Below are 15,388 nucleotides of genomic sequence, written 5' to 3' on the forward strand. Positions count from 1 at the left end.
TTATGAGCGCCATTCGCCTTGCTACCTTTCTCTCGTGTGCCACCACCGCTTTTATAATCGGCGCGGTGACCACCCCCGTTGCAATCGCGCAAAATGAAACGGTGGTCGAACAGCAAATGATCACGCCCAACTATAAGGACGTTGATATTCGCCAAATTGTCGAGACCGTGAGCGAACTCACCGGCCGCAATTTTCTGCTCGATGCGCGCGTGAAGGGCAGCGTCACAATGATTTCTGAAACGCCCATGACGATGGACGCGTTTTACGAAACTTTTTTGTCGATTCTCCAGGTGTATGGCTTTGTCGCCATTCCATCGGGTAACACAATCAAAATCATCCCCGACACAAACGTTCGAAATGTCTCGAGCTCCGATCCGCTTCGCACCAGCGGTCGCGCATCCGGTGATGAAATCGTCACGGAGGTTATCCAGGTGAATAATGTCGGCGCGGCGCAGCTCGTGCCAAGCCTGCGGCCACTGGTACCACAATACGGACACCTGGCGGCCCACCCGGCGTCGAACATGCTGATCATTTCGGATCGCGCGGCGAACGTAAAACGCCTGAAGAATATTATTCGACGTATCGACCAAAGCGGCGATGAAGACATTGAAGTGATCCCGCTAGAGCATGCGCTCGCTGGCGAAATCGTGCGCATTTTAACGACCATGAGCCAGGCCAGCGCACGTGGTGCCGATGCAGCCACCTCAACACCGGTGGTGCTGTCAGCGGACGAGCGCACCAACAGCGTGCTCATCAGCGGCGACAAGACCGCACGCCTGCGCTATCGCACGTTGATTGCGCACCTCGATACGCCCCTGCCTGACGGCGGAAACACACAGGTTGTGTATCTTCGCTATGCGAACGCCGAAGAACTGGCGACCAAACTCACGGAACAGGCTCGGGGTGGTGCCCAGGGTGGACAAGGCACGGCGCCGACTTCGGCCCCACAAAACAACGTCACCATCTGGGCGGACGCCGGCACCAATGCGCTGGTGATCACCGCCCCGCCGAAAATCATGCGATCGTTGCGGCAGGTCATCGACAAAATCGATATTCGCCGGGCGCAGGTGCACGTTGAAGCGGTGCTGGTTGAAGTGACGGCCGACAAATCCGCTGAACTGGGTATCACATGGGCACTGGATGGTACCAACGATGTTGCGGGAGCCGGCCTCACCAACTTCCCGAACTCAACGTCGAGTGTCTTGAGCATCGGCGGCGCGCTCGCGGCGGGCGACGGCAACATTACGGGCATCCCGGCATTGAGCAATGGCCTCACCTTTGGAATCGGACGCATCTCAGAAAACGGCACGAGCATCGCCGCGATCGCCAACTTTTTTGCCGGCGACGGTAATACGAATATTTTGTCGACTCCGTCCGTAACCACTATGGATAACGAAGAGGCCGAGATTCGCGTGGGCCAAGAGGTGCCGTTTTTGACCGGTAGCTTCTCCAACACGGGTGGCGGCAACACCGGCGCGGTCAACCCCTTTCAGACCATTCAGCGTCGCGATGTGGGCATCCTGCTGAAAATCACCCCGCAAATTAATGAGGGCGACGCAGTCATCCTCGACCTTGAACTGGAAGCATCGAGTTTGAGCCAGGGCGCTGAGAGCAACCTCGACCTGGTGACCAACCAGCGAAACATTAAACAGAAAGTGGTGGTCGAAGACGGTGGCATCATCGTGCTCGGTGGTCTTATCGACGACAACCTGCTGGAAAATGATCAACGCGTGCCGGTGCTGTCGGCCATTCCAGTCGTGGGCAACCTGTTTCGTTCGCGACGCACGACCAAAGTCAAACGCAATTTGATGGTCTTTATTCGTCCCAAGATTCTGCGCGACGGGGTGCAGGCATCGCTTCAGACCAACGCGAAATACAACTATATTCGCGATCTCCAGATTGGACAGACGGACGATGTGGCGCTCATCCCGAGCTCGTCACGACCGGCGTTGCCACCGCTTGAAGACGCGCTCGAGCGCGGCATCCAGCAAAGCCCACCGCCTGTAGATGGACCACAGTAAATGGACGCTACGCCCTCTCTTCCGGATAGCACGGATCCCGTTGGCGAACCGATTGAAGAGCCACCTGAGGCCGAATCGCCCTCGATACCCTTCTCGTTTGCACGTCGTCACGGCATTTTGCTGGAAGAACTGGACGAGCATCGCGCACAACTTGCCATTCTCGACACCACGCCGCTCTTCGCGCTGTCGGAAGCACGGCGCACGTTACGCGTACCGGTATCGATTCGCCGCATCTCGAGCGATGAGTTTGACGCTCTGCTTCAGCAAAGCTACGAAGGCGGTGACTCCAATCGCGCCATGGAGATGGTCGAAGGCCTAAACGAAGATACCGATCTATTCTCGGTGGCCAATGCGCTGCCTGAGCCCTCGGATCTGCTCGAAGCCGATGATGATGCGCCGATCATTCGGCTCATCAACGCGGTGCTGACCGAAGCGGTGAAGGAAAACGCTTCGGATATTCACATCGAAACGTTCGAGAACCGTCTCGTCGTGCGTTTCCGTGTTGACGGCGTGCTGCGCGAAGTATTGACCAGCCGTCGCGCACTGGCGCCGCTGGTTGTGTCGCGGATTAAAGTCATGTCTAAACTCGATATTGCTGAGCGCCGAATTCCGCAAGACGGTCGCATCTCATTGCGAATCGCAGGACGCGCCGTGGATGTGCGCGTGTCGACTCTGCCCTCCGGACACGGCGAGCGCGTGGTGATGCGTTTGCTCGATAAACAGGCCGGCAAGCTGGATCTTGAACAGCTCGGCATGAGCAACGACTCGCAGGCACAATTTAATAATCTGATCGCAAAACCGCACGGCATCATCCTCGTCACGGGTCCCACCGGTTCCGGTAAAACGACGACACTCTACTCCGGTCTCGAGGAGATCAACGACAACACACGCAACATCATGACGGTGGAAGACCCCATCGAGTATTACATCGACGGGATTGGCCAAACTCAGGTCAACACGAAAGTCGACATGACTTTTGCCCGAGGACTGCGCGCCATTCTGCGGCAGGATCCTGACGTCGTAATGGTCGGCGAGATTCGCGACTTAGAGACAGCGGAAATTGCTGTTCAGGCTAGTCTGACCGGCCACCTTGTGATGTCCACACTGCACACCAATACCGCCGTGGGCGCGGTAACGCGATTGCGCGATATGGGCGTGGAACCTTTCTTGTTGTCATCGAGTCTCGTCGGTGTGCTCGCTCAACGCCTCGTACGCATGCTATGCAAAGACTGTCGGCAGACGGTCGAACCCACCGATCGCGAGCGCAGCCTACTAGGAATGAAAGCCACGGACCGGGCGCCGGTGTTTAAACCGGTGGGCTGCAAGGAATGTGGAGGCAGTGGATTTCGCGGTCGAACGGGCATTTATGAACTCATTACACTCGATGACACGATGCGCACGATGATTCATGACGGCGCGAGCGAAAACGAACTGGAGGCCTACGCACGCACCATGGGACCCGGTATTCGTGACGATGGCCGCTTCAAAGTATTGGCCGGCGAAACAACACTTGAAGAAGTGTTGCGGGTTACACAAGAAGACTAGTGGCCGCTTTTGAGTACAAAGCGTACGACGCCAGCGGCAAGGAGAAAAAGGGCCTGCTGGAGGGCGATACGGCGAAACAGGTGCGCCGTCAACTGCGTGAAAAAGCACTGATCCCTATTGAAGTCAGCGAAGTTGCGCAGAAGAAAAGTAAAGACCAGCCGCAAGAAGCCAGTTCACGCAACCGATTGAGTATCACCGATCTCACTCTCGTTACCCGACAGCTTGCGACGATGCTGCGCGCCGGCACGCCACTGGATGAAACGCTTCAGGCCGTGGCCGAGCAAACCGAGACGCCCAAAGTACAGCGCGTGGTGCTCGGGGTACGGGCCAAAGTCATGGAAGGCTATACGCTCGCCGATGGTTTTGGCACATTCCCCAATGCCTTCCCGGACATTTATCGTTCGACCGTCAGCGCCGGTGAGACGTCGGGCCACCTCGACCAGGTACTGGAACATCTCGCCGACTACACGGAAAAACAACACGCGATTAAGCAAAAAGTCATGCAGGCGTTTATTTACCCGGTCTTTCTGACCATTGTCTGCATCGGTATTGTTGCGTTTCTTATGGTGTCCGTCGTGCCAAATCTGGTGACGATATTCGAAGACACCGAGACGGAGCTGCCATTCATAACCCAATCACTGATTAACGTGAGCGATTTTTTACAAAGCTACGGCCTATTCTTGCTGGTCGGAATCGTCGCGTTAATCTTTGTCCTCCGCCTGATTTTTAGCCAGCCGGACCCCAAACGCCAACTTCATCAGTGGTTTCTCAAGCTACCTGTTTTTGGCCGCTTTATTCGCAGCAACAACACGGCTCAGTTTGCCAACACATTGAGCATCATGGCCGCAAGCGGCGTGCCGATTCTCACTGCACTTCAGACAGCCGCCAGCGTGATCACCAACGTGCCAATGCGCGAAGCGGTCGAACAAGCCACGGTGCGTGTGCGTGAGGGTGCCTCGATTGCTAAATCCTTGGCCGTCAGCAAGCTCTTCCCGCCGATGACCATGCACTTGATCAAGATCGGCGAATCGAGTGGCGAGCTGGAAGAAATGTTGGGTCGTGCGGCAGAGAATCAAGAGCGAGAGCTTGAGACGATTCGCTCAGTACTCACGAGCCTCATGGGGCCCGTTATGATTCTGTTCATGGGCGGAATTATTCTACTTATCGTCTTGGCCATTTTGCTCCCCATCATGGAACTCAACGATATTTAGCCTCGGCGGCCAATCGCGTCGCAACATAACCATCCTCCGCAGTTACCTCAATACGAAAGTGTAGGTAGTCATTCCATTGTAACGCGCGAGTCGCAAAATTTGTGACTCAGTTCCACGTTCCGTCGGGTCTCCACTTGCTACAAAGACAGTACGCGACATAACCGCTCGCGACCGTTTACCACTTTGGACAGGACCTAGGATGATGCAAGGTACAAGTAAAACGAACTTCTTTGACGACGTGATCAGTGATGAGCCACAAGCCACCGATACCTCGATATTCAATGCCGCCGACATTGTCGACAACATCGAGAAACGCGTGGCGTTGAGCACGAAAAATAAAGTGATCGAAACGCGCGCCGAAGCTAAGCGCCGCTTTGAGGCCATTCGCGAAGAACGCCGCCTACGCGCCGAACTAGAAGATCTCGACGACTACAGTTTCGACGACTAGTTGATTCTGATAGAGCGGACGAATCAGGCGTCGGCCTGATGGAATCGGCCTGGCCAGGCAATCGGGCTGCGTGACGCGATGCGTTTTCGCGCCTGAGTTCGCTAATGAAAGTCGCGAGACGCGGTTACCAGCCCACCCAGGCGCGACGATTCATCGTACAACTGGTGCGCAATGACATGCATGACACCTGACTCGCGCTGCACTTCCCCCATGACACGCATGAGCTGAGACGCCAGTAGCGCTTTGCGAAACGTCTCAGCGGTTTTTTTCCACACGACGAGATTCATATAGCCTGTTTCATCTTCGAGCGTCACAAATGTAACGCCACTGGCCGTGCCCGGCCGCTGTCGCGTAATCACAAGACCCGCTAAATGCGCACGTGCCCCCGGTGCCAACGCCCATAATTGCTCGGCTGTACACAACCGCATGGCGGTAAACTCATCGCGCAACAAGGCCATGGGATGGGCACCGAGCGTGAGATTCAACGTGTCATAGTCGTTGATCACATCGTCTCCGACTGTTGGTCGAACCAGCAGCGGCGCAGCCTCATGAATATGCACTTCGGGCATAAGTGGCGTGGCGGGCTCAATACCCGCTACCTCCCAACGTGCTTTATGTCGATGGCCCGCAAGCGTCTCAAGCGCACCAGCACCGGCAAGCAACTCCATGTCACGCCGGTTCAGTTCAGCACGATACGCGAGAGTGGCCGCATCGCTAAACGGCCCCTGCGCTCGCGCGTGCACCAACTGATCGGCCGAAGATTCACTAAAGCCCTTAATGCGTGACAATCCCAGGCGCAACACAGCGCGCCCTTCAGTATCAGCCTCCAGACTCGAATCCCAGTTGCTCGCGTTTACATCGACCGGCCGCAGTTCGACCTGATGTTGCCGCGCCGCTCGAATAAGCTGCGCAGGTGCGTAGAACCCCATCGGTAAACTATTGAGTAATGCACAATAAAATGCGGCCGGTTCGTAGCGCTTAAGCCAGGCCGACACATACACAAGCAGCGCAAAACTTGCCGAATGCGACTCAGGAAATCCGTACTCGCCAAAACCCTGAATCTGATTGAACACCTGCTCAGCAAACTGCTGTGCGTACCCACGTTTGCGCATGCCGCTAATAAGACGCTCCTCAAACGGCCCTAAACCGCCCTTGCGTTTCCATGCGGCCATCGCACGCCGAAGTTGATCCGCTTCCCCGGCCGAAAAACCCGCCGCCACCATGGCCAGATGCATGACCTGCTCCTGAAAAATCGGCACACCGAGCGTGCGTTCGAGTACACCTTGTACTTCCTCAGACGGATAGCTAACGGGCTCTTCGCCGTTACGCCGCCGCAGATAAGGATGCACCATATCGCCCTGAATCGGACCGGGTCGCACGATTGCCACCTCAATCACAAGATCGTAAAAACACTGTGGTCGAAGGCGCGGCAGCATGTTCATTTGTGCCCGTGATTCAATCTGGAACACGCCGAGCGTATCGCCACGTGAAATCATTTCATACACCGCCGCATCCTCGGACGGCACGGTCGCCAACGACCAGCGCTTCCCGCGAAAACCAGCGATCAAATCAAAACTGCGGCGTATGGCCGTGAGCATACCCAGTCCCAGCACATCCACCTTGAGCAAGCCCAACTCCTCAAGATCGTCTTTCTCCCACTGAATAACGGTGCGATCCTCCATTGCGGCATTCTCGATCGGCACCAGTTCATGCAGAGGCTGGTTGGAAATCACAAAACCACCAACGTGTTGAGACAAATGCCGCGGAAACCCAATGAGCTCACGCACCAGTGTAAGCACTCGATGAATGAGTGGGTTATGTGGATCAAAACCCGCCTCACGAACACGATCGTCGCGCACACCTTTGCCGTCCCACCATTGCATCGAGCGCGCTAGTCGATCGGTTTGAATCGCATCGAGCCCCATCGCTTTGCCCACATCCCGCATCGCGCTACGTGGGCGATAGCAAATAATGGTGGCGGTAAGCGCAGCACGATCGCGACCATATTTTTGATAGATATACTGAATAACCTCTTCGCGCCGCTCATGTTCAAAATCGATGTCGATATCGGGAGGCTCATTGCGCTCTTTGGAAATGAAGCGTTCAAACAGCATCGACATGCGTGCTGGATCAACAGCTGTGACGCCCAGGCAATAACAAACTGAGGAGTTGGCTGCCGAACCACGCCCCTGACACAGGATGCCCTGCGCGCGCGCAAACTTCACAATGTCGTAAACCGTTAAAAAGTACTTGGCGTAGTCGAGTTCTTCGATGAGCGCAAGCTCATGCTCAAGCAAAGCACGCACTTTGTCGCTCACACCCTGAGGCCAGCGGTGCTTAGCGCCCTCGAACGTGAGCTTGCGAAGATACGCTAACGGCGAATACGGTGCGGGCACAATCTCATCGGGGTATTCGTAACGCAGTTGATCGAGGGTAAACGTACAGCGCGCTGCGATCTTGAGTGTGTTGGCCAACATGTGCGCTGGATACAGTCCGGTGAGTGCGTCAAGCGTGCGCAAGTGCCGCTCGCCATTGGCAAAGAGTCGAAAACCAGCGCTGTCGACCGACACGCCTTCACGAATTGCGTTTAGCGTATCTTGCAACGCGCGCCGCCCCCGCTTATGCATGTGTACATCACCACAAGCGACCGCGTCAATACCCGTAGCGTTCGCCACAGCATGAAGCTGCTGCACGCGTTGGGCATCACGACCGTTGACATTGAGCTCCACACCGAGCCACAAGTGCTGACCAAACTGCATTTTTAGATACTGTGCTTGCTGCTGTGTGGGCACGTCGGGCGGAATCCACAGTACTTCGCAGTCACCACGATGCACGGCAAGCTGCTCGGTACTCACACGGTATTCACCTTTCGGCGCACGCCGTCTGGCCAATGTAACGGCATGGCACAAGTTGGCGTAACCACGCTGGCTCTTGGCCAGCATAACCAAATGCGCATTGTCGCTACAGCGAAATTCGCTGCCGATGATGAGCTTGATGGTATGTCCGTGTTCGGCGACCTCATTAGCCGCTGCGTGTGCACGCACAACACCCGATACAGAGCACTCGTCGGTAAGCGCCAACGCCCGATAGCCAAGTCGTGCGGCCTGCTTGATCAGTTCCTCAGGATGGGAGGCACCGCGCAAAAAGCTAAAATTGCTGATGCAGTGTAATTCGGCGTACGACATGACCACTCAGGCAAACACACCGTGGATGTACCAGTGTGGTGCTTCTAGCGCATTGCCCGCCACTGCCTGCTCGGCCGCCGCCGCGTCGCGTGTGGGTGTGCGCATGCGGTACACCCAGAGCGTGAGACCGTTCGTATTAACCACCACATAATAATCGCGTGCCGCATCACGACCGTCCCACCAGCCACTCTCGATACGTTCAGGGCCTTCAATAAACGTGAGCGGTCCATGCCACTGCGGCTCACGCTCTCGACACCTCAGGCGATGCGGCTGCGCTAACAGCCACAGCGGTCGCCGCCCCAATACCGGCACATCACTGGTCGTACCCGGTTCGGTGTATTGCCAGGCTTGCTCGGGACGATGCTCGGGCATCAGACACACACCCGTGACGGCTTGGCGACCCAGTCGTGCACGCAACTTTTCAACCAGTTCAGGCCACGGCACATCGCTGTGTGCCGCGTCACGAAACAGTTGCCCGTCAAAGCCGACCAGCGGATACAACCGCCCCGACACCATACTCAGCGCCACCACGCCTTCGGGCAGCGTGAGCGCCTCGATTTTTTCGGTCAATAGCGACAATAACCGCTCTGAGTCACGGCAAGCACTGGCGGTGCCAAGATGCACCACACTGGCCGGTGCATGGGCGTGGTAAAGCGTGATGCGCACAGTTTGAATGCCGCTTTGCCGGCCACGCAAAAAGTGGCAAAGCTCGACCAACAGCGCATCGAGCGCACGCACGATACGATTGACGCTCTCGAGCGCATAGAGCAATTCACGTTTGGCCACAAACTTGTCGGGCGGCTCGTAGTTGGTCCGTGGATCGGGCGCCCGACCCTGTGCCCGATCGAGCTCGAGCAAAGCCTTTTTGCCGATGCGTCGGGCAAAGCCATCGCGCGGCAGCCGCAAACAATCGCGCAGCGTGCGCACACCCATACCTTGAAGCCTCGAAAGAATCGCGTCGGGCCAGCCGGTGACGGCGATGGGTAACGGACCAAGCTGCGCTTTGAGCGCCACCTCATCAAGCGCGACACCCTGCTCATGCTTGGCCAGCCAAAGCGCTGCGGTGGGCGTAGGCGCAACGGCCTGTCGATGGGCAAAGCCCAACGCGCGCAGATCATGCTGCACGCCATTGACAATACCCTCGATGCCTCCAAACAACGCCAGGCTACCGCGCACTTCGAGCAACAGTGATTGCGAACACAACGACACCATCGGCGTGTATTTTTTCGCCCATGTTGCTAAGCGCTCAAGCACAGCCTGTTCCTGTGCCTCATCTTGCGGTAACACATCAAGCTCGTGCACCAGCGCATACGCCGCTGCGAGCGCCATGCCGATGCGCACCCCTTGGTCATAGGCACGCTGATCACACGCGACAACACACGGCCGACCGTTACGATCAGCGACCACTACCGTCGCCTGCTCAGGCTGGCGGCACAGCACTTCAAGCGGAAACGCAAAAAACAGCAGCGATAGCCAAAGCGGATCGCGGGTAGCGGTCGGCACATGCAGCGGCGGTGGTGCGGGTGGCGCCGATGTGATCGCCGAGGCATTGGCCAAGACATCATCTGAAGAATGGGTCGGGCGTGACGCATCCTTTGGCAGCGCCGGTGGATGCGCAGGTGCACCGATAGAAGAATGCACCGGGGGCAGCTCGTCCTCTGGAAACAACGCCAGCGATTTACCTGTCTTGCGCATGAGGGGTTAACCCATCAGAAAGTCAGCTGCCACACGCAGCGGCCGCCCGCCCCGGCTCTTGAGTAAATGCAGGGTACGCCCTTGTTCGTTGGTACTCAGCCGCAGCCGCACCGCCGCAGGCGACGCTTCGCGTTGTGTGCGCGTCTCGCGAAACACTACGCCCCAACTATCACCCTCCTCAGCCGCCAGCTGTAACCGACGCAATGCCTTGGTGTTGGTGTTGGGCGCCCACATCAGCACCGCCGAACAGGTGCCGCAGCGAAGCGACTGTTCGGCCGCCCACATCACGTCGAGCCCTTTTCGAGCATGCACCACGAGCATGCGTGCAAGGTTGATGCCTGCCTGCGCAAGCGCTGGGGCATACGGCACATAGGGCGGTGCAATCCAGCTGATCCAGCGGTCGCTGTCATGACTGTCGGCTGCGCATAACCGTTTGAGCGCGGGCAATACCAGCTGCAGTTCACCGCTGCCGGGCCCATCCAGCAGAATTTCCGTCAGTGCCGCACGCGGCCACCCGCCACCTGGCAAAAACGGATCGAGCACAGCGTGGCCGGTAGGAATGACATGCGCATTGGTCGTCATCTGCCCACCCCGCCATAGCTTGCCGTGGTCGAGCAACGCATCGAGCATCGGGTTTGGGTTGGTTGGCGGCGTGTCGGTGACCGGACGCGGGGCACTCGCCGACTGAGCAGCGGTATGAGGGGTGACTTCCTCCGGTCGGTCGGACGGGGTATCGGCAAATAAATCGTTCATGGCCTGTCGCCTTTAGACATAGCTATCCACTGGAACCACTCGGGGTTCCGCATTGAGGGTTGTTGGTTGAACCTCAGTGCGGTAGCCAGGAGACAGTACCGAACGGACTGCTCTCGCGCTGAGAGGGTTTATAACGGTGGCCCGTCATCCATAACAGGCCGCGTGATCACTGGATGATGCTCACCGATTGCCGGGCAATCGATGTCTAGTGTTCAGACTGATGAGTCGGCGGGCAGCAAGACTGACCGGCAAGAACATCAACTACGAATCATTCAGTGCCACTGCCGCTAATGGTCACGACGTATAACGCCCACCACAATGCCTTCGATCACCAGCGATTCAAATTCCAAATCGACTTTGATGGGATCGAAGTCCGGGTTCTCGGGCATAAGCCAAACTTCCTTGCCCTTTTGCCGGTAACGCTTAACGGTGACTTCTTCTTCAAGACGTGCCACCACAATCTGGTTGTGGCGCACATCCGGTGTGCGATGCACCGCCACGAGGTCGCCGCTAAAAATGCCGACGTCTTTCATACTTTGTCCATGCACCTGCAGCAGATAGTGCGGCTGCGGATGAAACAGATTCGGATCGACCTGATAACGCCCTTCGACGTGTTCTTGCGCCAAAATCGGCGAACCGGCGGCCACGCGCCCGACAAGCGGCAGACCCTGCTCTTCACGCAGGCTATCGTTCACGGCGTCGGGCAAGCGAATGCCACGCGATGCGCCAGGAACAAGCTCAAGCGCACCCTTTTTTTGCAGCGCCTTCAAATGCTCCTCGGCCGCGTTGGCCGACTTAAAGCCGCAGTGGCTCGCAATCTCAGCGCGCGTGGGCGGCATGCCCGTGTCGTCGATGATGTCGTAGATCAACTGCAGGATTTCTTTTTGTCGGGGAGTCAGGTCGCGCATAATAAGCCCTTATCTGTATATATGCTCAGTAACTGTGATTATATACAGTTATTCGCGTTCGGCAAGAGGCTTTTAAGAAATGACCTAAGCGATTGTTAAATCTGATTTTCTCAAGGGTTTCGAATACACTCTACGCGCCGATAGCCATCGAATCTCTGCCAAACCGGCCCCTAACTCGCCGTCGAAAACGCCCGCCCGACGATCAGAACGCAAACGGGATTCGCGCGCAGTGTCTTCGCATACCGAACTGTGTAGGCCGGCAAACTCTCGTGCTTTACTCAACGACTTAAACGAACACAATGCACCCTGCCCCGTTTTAATTAGCGTAGGTGCTCGTCAAAATAATCGCTCATCGTTGAATGCATGTGCAGAAGCGTGCCTTCCCGCTCGCGTAATCCGTGCGCGCGATTCGGGTACGCCAGAAAATCGAATTTCTTGTTATGGCGCACCAACTCGTCAATCAGGCGTTCACTCCCTTGGTAGTGCACATTGTCATCGCCCGTGCCGTGAATCAGCAGTAGTTTGCCCTCAAGGTGCTTGGCATGGGTAATCGGTGAACCTTGCTCGTAGCCCTCAGCGTGATCGGCGAGCAACCCCGAATAGCGTTCCTGGTAGATGGCATCGTAGAGGCGTTGGTCAGGAACCGGTGCTCGAGATACACCGACCTTATACATCGCTGGATACCGAAACAGCATGTTCAACGTCATCGATCCGCCACCGGAATGACCCCAAATACCGATGCGATCACCATCGATAAAGGCGTGACGATCAAGCAGCGCTTTTTGTGCATCGGCCTGATCGTGCGAGGACAAAATACCAAGCCCACCATAGAGCGTTTTACGCCAGTCCCGACCGCGTAACGACGGCGTGCCACGATTGTCCACCGACGCGATGAGGTACCCCTTCTGAGACATGAGCAGATGCCACAGATGCCGATGCCCGGTCCACGCATCTCGGACAGTTTGCGCCGCCACTTCGCCATAGACGTAGTTAATAATCGGATAGCGTTTTGACGGATCAAAATTCGGTGGGTAAATCATAAACCCGTCCATCATCAGACCGTCCCGTGCCGCCACTTTGAAAAACGCGTGCGTGCCAAGCGTCAACGCCGCCAACCGGTCGATGAGCTCTTGATTGTCCTCAAACGTCTGCAGCACTCGGTGCTCATCGAGCGCCACAAGACGATACTGCGGTGGCTGCATGAACGAGGAATGCGTGTGGACTGCGTAACGCGCATCATCGGAAATAGTGTATGAATTGGTGCCGGCATAGCCGCTGGGCGTGACCCGTTCTTTTTCACCACTGCCATCCAGTGGCGCTCGATACAGGTAGCGTTGCGCCATATTGTCCGGCGAGGCCGTAAAGTAAAACCAGCCACCATCGGCGTCCACCGCCAACAGTTGCGCCACATCAAACGCACCGGGCGTGAGATCGTCGATCGACTGTCCGTCGCGAGACACTTTGTGTACGTGGCGCCACCCGCTGCGCTCGGAGACAAACGTGAAAGACTCGCCGTCATTCAGCCATTCAACATCATGAAAATCGTCTAAGTGATGCGCATCTTGATCCGTAAATATCTTGCGACTTTGCCCGGTCGCAGCATCGACAAGATACACGCGGTTCGTGTCTTGCTTGCGATTCACAGACTGCAGCAACAATTCATCACTGCGATCAGCCCACTGCATGCGTGGAATATAATTGTCACGCGGATCGCCCGGTAACGCGGCCCATACCGTCGCCCCGGTGTCTAACGACGCGACCCCAATACGTGCTGCCGACACCGTTTCACCCACTTTCGGATAGGGAATGCGGCTGATTGTGGGATACAGCGTATCCGTATTATTGATGATCAAAAAGTCTCGAACACCCGACGTATCGAACTGCCAAAACGCGATGCGTGCGCCATCAGGGCTCCAGCGAAATCCGTCTCGAATACTGAATTCTTCTTCATAGGCCCAACTCATAATGCCATTGATGATCGAATCGTTCTGACGTTGAGTGAGCTGATCGATGCGTCCGGTTACCAAATCTTCAACGTATAGATTGGCTTCTCGAACATAGGCTACCTGGCCGCTGTCCGGCGAGAACTTGGCAAACTGAAGTGTGCTCGGCTGCGCATCCGGGCCGCCTAACCGCGTCAGCGCCCCACTGTCCAAATCGAGCACCGAGTAGTCGCCACGTGACTTCTCGCGCCATACACGGACACTGTTGGTATACAGCAATAACTTGCGCTGATCCTTAGACCAAGCGTAGTCATCGATAACCAGTGGCGTGCCACCCTCTTCGGGAATGAGATCGCGAGCCGATAAAATAACGGTGCGTGTCCGAGTCTCGAAATCATAGCTGACCAAATCCTTTGGCGGCTCAACCAGATCACCGATTTCATCAACGGCCAACGTCCCTTGGTCAAATTCAGGACTGTCTTCCAGCACCGTAAACGAGCGACCATCCGGATGCCAACGCGACGCCACCGGTCGTTTGGCGTCATAGAGGCGGGCGTCAAAGATCGCCTCATTGCTTAACTGGTGTTCAGGCGCCATGGTGATTACTCCTGCGTCGTCAACATGCTGACAAGCAACGGTCGCGATCAGTAGTGACAACACGATAAAAAATGGAACCAAGTGACTATTCGAATTCACGATTGAGCCCTTTCAAGATTAGCTGAGAAATTGTGAGTGGACGTGCAGCAAAGACTACCACGCTCCAGACGCCAACCCACGCCCGATTGGCATCATTCGAATACGCAGAGCACATACAGCACGTGCGTCGTCAAACGATGAATAATGCATCGGCGATGGCTCGCCAACTACTCAGTTTGTGCGTAATCGGCGGCGTGAAGTACACGAGATTCCCCAGCGCCGCCAGAAGGAACGCTGGATGTGCGCGGCGCTCCTTGACCATGATAATAATTAAAATCAGCGCGTTGATCACAGCGGCAAGAAGCAAGCCAACAAAGACCGGGATAGGCAGCACACCATCGTTGAAAAACGCAAGGGTGTGCCAAATGATCCGCGCAAACGCAGGAACGAGAGCCCAAAATACGCTGGCGATCATCCAACGAGCGTGATCGTGCATATTCGGTAGTTTTCGCACCGCCATCAGCACACTAAACGTAAACCCAATCACCACCACGACATCGATAAACGTTAGGCCGTATTTCGCAACGTCCGGCAGATCCCCAACGAAGTTATAAGGCAGTGTGCCCAGCGCGGAAAAAACTACGCCTCCTGCCACAAACAAGCCGATGATGCCGTACCAACGGTGTTGTTCGCGTCGAGCGCGGGTTATCAAATAAGGCTGAACGACCAAGAATACGAACCAAACTGTCGCACTGATGCCATGAAGATGCTGCCGAAATGGGACGACATCCAGCTTTAACCAATAACTGGGTGTAAAACCAATGATCGCCACAGCGAGCGGAATGAGCAGCCAAAGATGTAAATGCCGATACGATTCCATAAATCACCCCAATTGAACGCGCCGGTGCGATCGCTTAACGTGCCAGCACTCACCCAGCGGATACCGCCTCAACGCACACGTAAACGCGCAAACGGATCATCCGTTCTGGCGCGATGACAAAACTGATCGATGGCATCTTGCGGTTGTCACTGCCGGCGCCTTA

General features: G+C 56.3%; 10 protein-coding genes. 4 read left to right on the top strand and 6 right to left on the bottom strand.

The genetic code is table 11. From position 1 onward, the window contains the following. Positions 1-2 precede the first annotated feature (2 nt). The 4 genes from gspD to AAF465_08200 all read left to right on the top strand — a co-directional run bounded on the left by gspD (position 3) and on the right by AAF465_08200 (position 5,225). Positions 3-2,021: a type II secretion system secretin GspD gene (gene gspD / locus AAF465_08185; protein MEM7082697.1), complete on the top strand. Its 2,019-nt coding sequence runs from the start codon at positions 3-5 to the stop codon at positions 2,019-2,021. Continuing rightward, the gene (gene gspE / locus AAF465_08190) at positions 2,022-3,566 is read left to right on the top strand and encodes a type II secretion system ATPase GspE (GenBank protein MEM7082698.1); all 1,545 of its coding nucleotides are present in this window, start codon (positions 2,022-2,024) and stop codon (positions 3,564-3,566) included. Further along, complete coding sequence (gspF, locus tag AAF465_08195) at positions 3,566-4,777, top strand: type II secretion system inner membrane protein GspF (GenBank protein MEM7082699.1); 1,212 nt, start codon at positions 3,566-3,568, stop codon at positions 4,775-4,777. The genes gspE and gspF overlap by 1 nt, the downstream gene beginning before the upstream one ends. 199 nt (positions 4,778-4,976) lie before the next feature. Continuing rightward, positions 4,977-5,225 carry a hypothetical protein gene (locus AAF465_08200; protein ID MEM7082700.1) on the top strand — a complete coding sequence of 83 codons (249 nt, stop codon included), beginning with the start codon at positions 4,977-4,979 and terminating at the stop codon, positions 5,223-5,225. A 101-nt stretch (positions 5,226-5,326) separates the two neighbouring features. Here AAF465_08200 and AAF465_08205 read toward each other — a convergent pair whose 3' ends face one another. The 6 genes from AAF465_08205 to AAF465_08230 all read right to left on the bottom strand — a co-directional run bounded on the left by AAF465_08205 (position 5,327) and on the right by AAF465_08230 (position 15,225). Beyond that, positions 5,327-8,410 carry an error-prone DNA polymerase gene (locus AAF465_08205; protein MEM7082701.1) on the bottom strand — a complete coding sequence of 1,028 codons (3,084 nt, stop codon included), beginning with the start codon at positions 8,408-8,410 and terminating at the stop codon, positions 5,327-5,329. Positions 8,411-8,416: 6 nt separating this feature from the next. Next, positions 8,417-10,105 (bottom strand): DNA polymerase Y family protein, encoded by a 1,689-nt coding sequence (locus tag AAF465_08210; GenBank protein ID MEM7082702.1) that lies wholly within the window; start codon positions 10,103-10,105, stop codon positions 8,417-8,419. Between the two features lie 6 nt (positions 10,106-10,111). Then, on the bottom strand, positions 10,112-10,858 hold the full coding sequence (gene imuA, locus AAF465_08215; GenBank protein ID MEM7082703.1) for a translesion DNA synthesis-associated protein ImuA: 747 nt from the start codon (positions 10,856-10,858) through the stop codon (positions 10,112-10,114). 287 nt (positions 10,859-11,145) lie between these two features. Further along, positions 11,146-11,766 carry a transcriptional repressor LexA gene (gene lexA / locus AAF465_08220; protein MEM7082704.1) on the bottom strand — a complete coding sequence of 207 codons (621 nt, stop codon included), beginning with the start codon at positions 11,764-11,766 and terminating at the stop codon, positions 11,146-11,148. Positions 11,767-12,086: 320 nt separating this feature from the next. Then, on the bottom strand, positions 12,087-14,306 hold the full coding sequence (locus tag AAF465_08225; GenBank protein ID MEM7082705.1) for a S9 family peptidase: 2,220 nt from the start codon (positions 14,304-14,306) through the stop codon (positions 12,087-12,089). A gap of 229 nt (positions 14,307-14,535) precedes the next feature. Next, positions 14,536-15,225, bottom strand: a complete 690-nt coding sequence (locus AAF465_08230; GenBank protein MEM7082706.1) for a hypothetical protein — start codon at positions 15,223-15,225, stop codon at positions 14,536-14,538. Between the last annotated feature and the right edge of the window lie 163 nt (positions 15,226-15,388).

It is taken from the genome of Pseudomonadota bacterium (assembly GCA_039028935.1).
Taxonomy (GTDB): domain Bacteria; phylum Pseudomonadota; class Gammaproteobacteria; order Steroidobacterales; family SZUA-146; genus SZUA-146.

What these genes read in the sequence shown, in the direction of transcription:
- gspD (MEM7082697.1), top strand. Translation starts at nt 3, where the DNA reads ATGAGCGCCATTCGCCTTGCTACCTTTCTCTCGTGTGCCACCACCGCT.
- gspE (MEM7082698.1), top strand. Translation starts at nt 2,022, where the DNA reads ATGGACGCTACGCCCTCTCTTCCGGATAGCACGGATCCCGTTGGCGAA.
- AAF465_08200 (MEM7082700.1), top strand. Translation starts at nt 4,977, where the DNA reads ATGATGCAAGGTACAAGTAAAACGAACTTCTTTGACGACGTGATCAGT.
- AAF465_08205 (MEM7082701.1), bottom strand. Translation starts at nt 8,410, where the DNA reads ATGTCGTACGCCGAATTACACTGCATCAGCAATTTTAGCTTTTTGCGC.
- AAF465_08210 (MEM7082702.1), bottom strand. Translation starts at nt 10,105, where the DNA reads ATGCGCAAGACAGGTAAATCGCTGGCGTTGTTTCCAGAGGACGAGCTG.
- imuA (MEM7082703.1), bottom strand. Translation starts at nt 10,858, where the DNA reads ATGAACGATTTATTTGCCGATACCCCGTCCGACCGACCGGAGGAAGTC.
- lexA (MEM7082704.1), bottom strand. Translation starts at nt 11,766, where the DNA reads ATGCGCGACCTGACTCCCCGACAAAAAGAAATCCTGCAGTTGATCTAC.
- AAF465_08225 (MEM7082705.1), bottom strand. Translation starts at nt 14,306, where the DNA reads ATGGCGCCTGAACACCAGTTAAGCAATGAGGCGATCTTTGACGCCCGC.
- AAF465_08230 (MEM7082706.1), bottom strand. Translation starts at nt 15,225, where the DNA reads ATGGAATCGTATCGGCATTTACATCTTTGGCTGCTCATTCCGCTCGCT.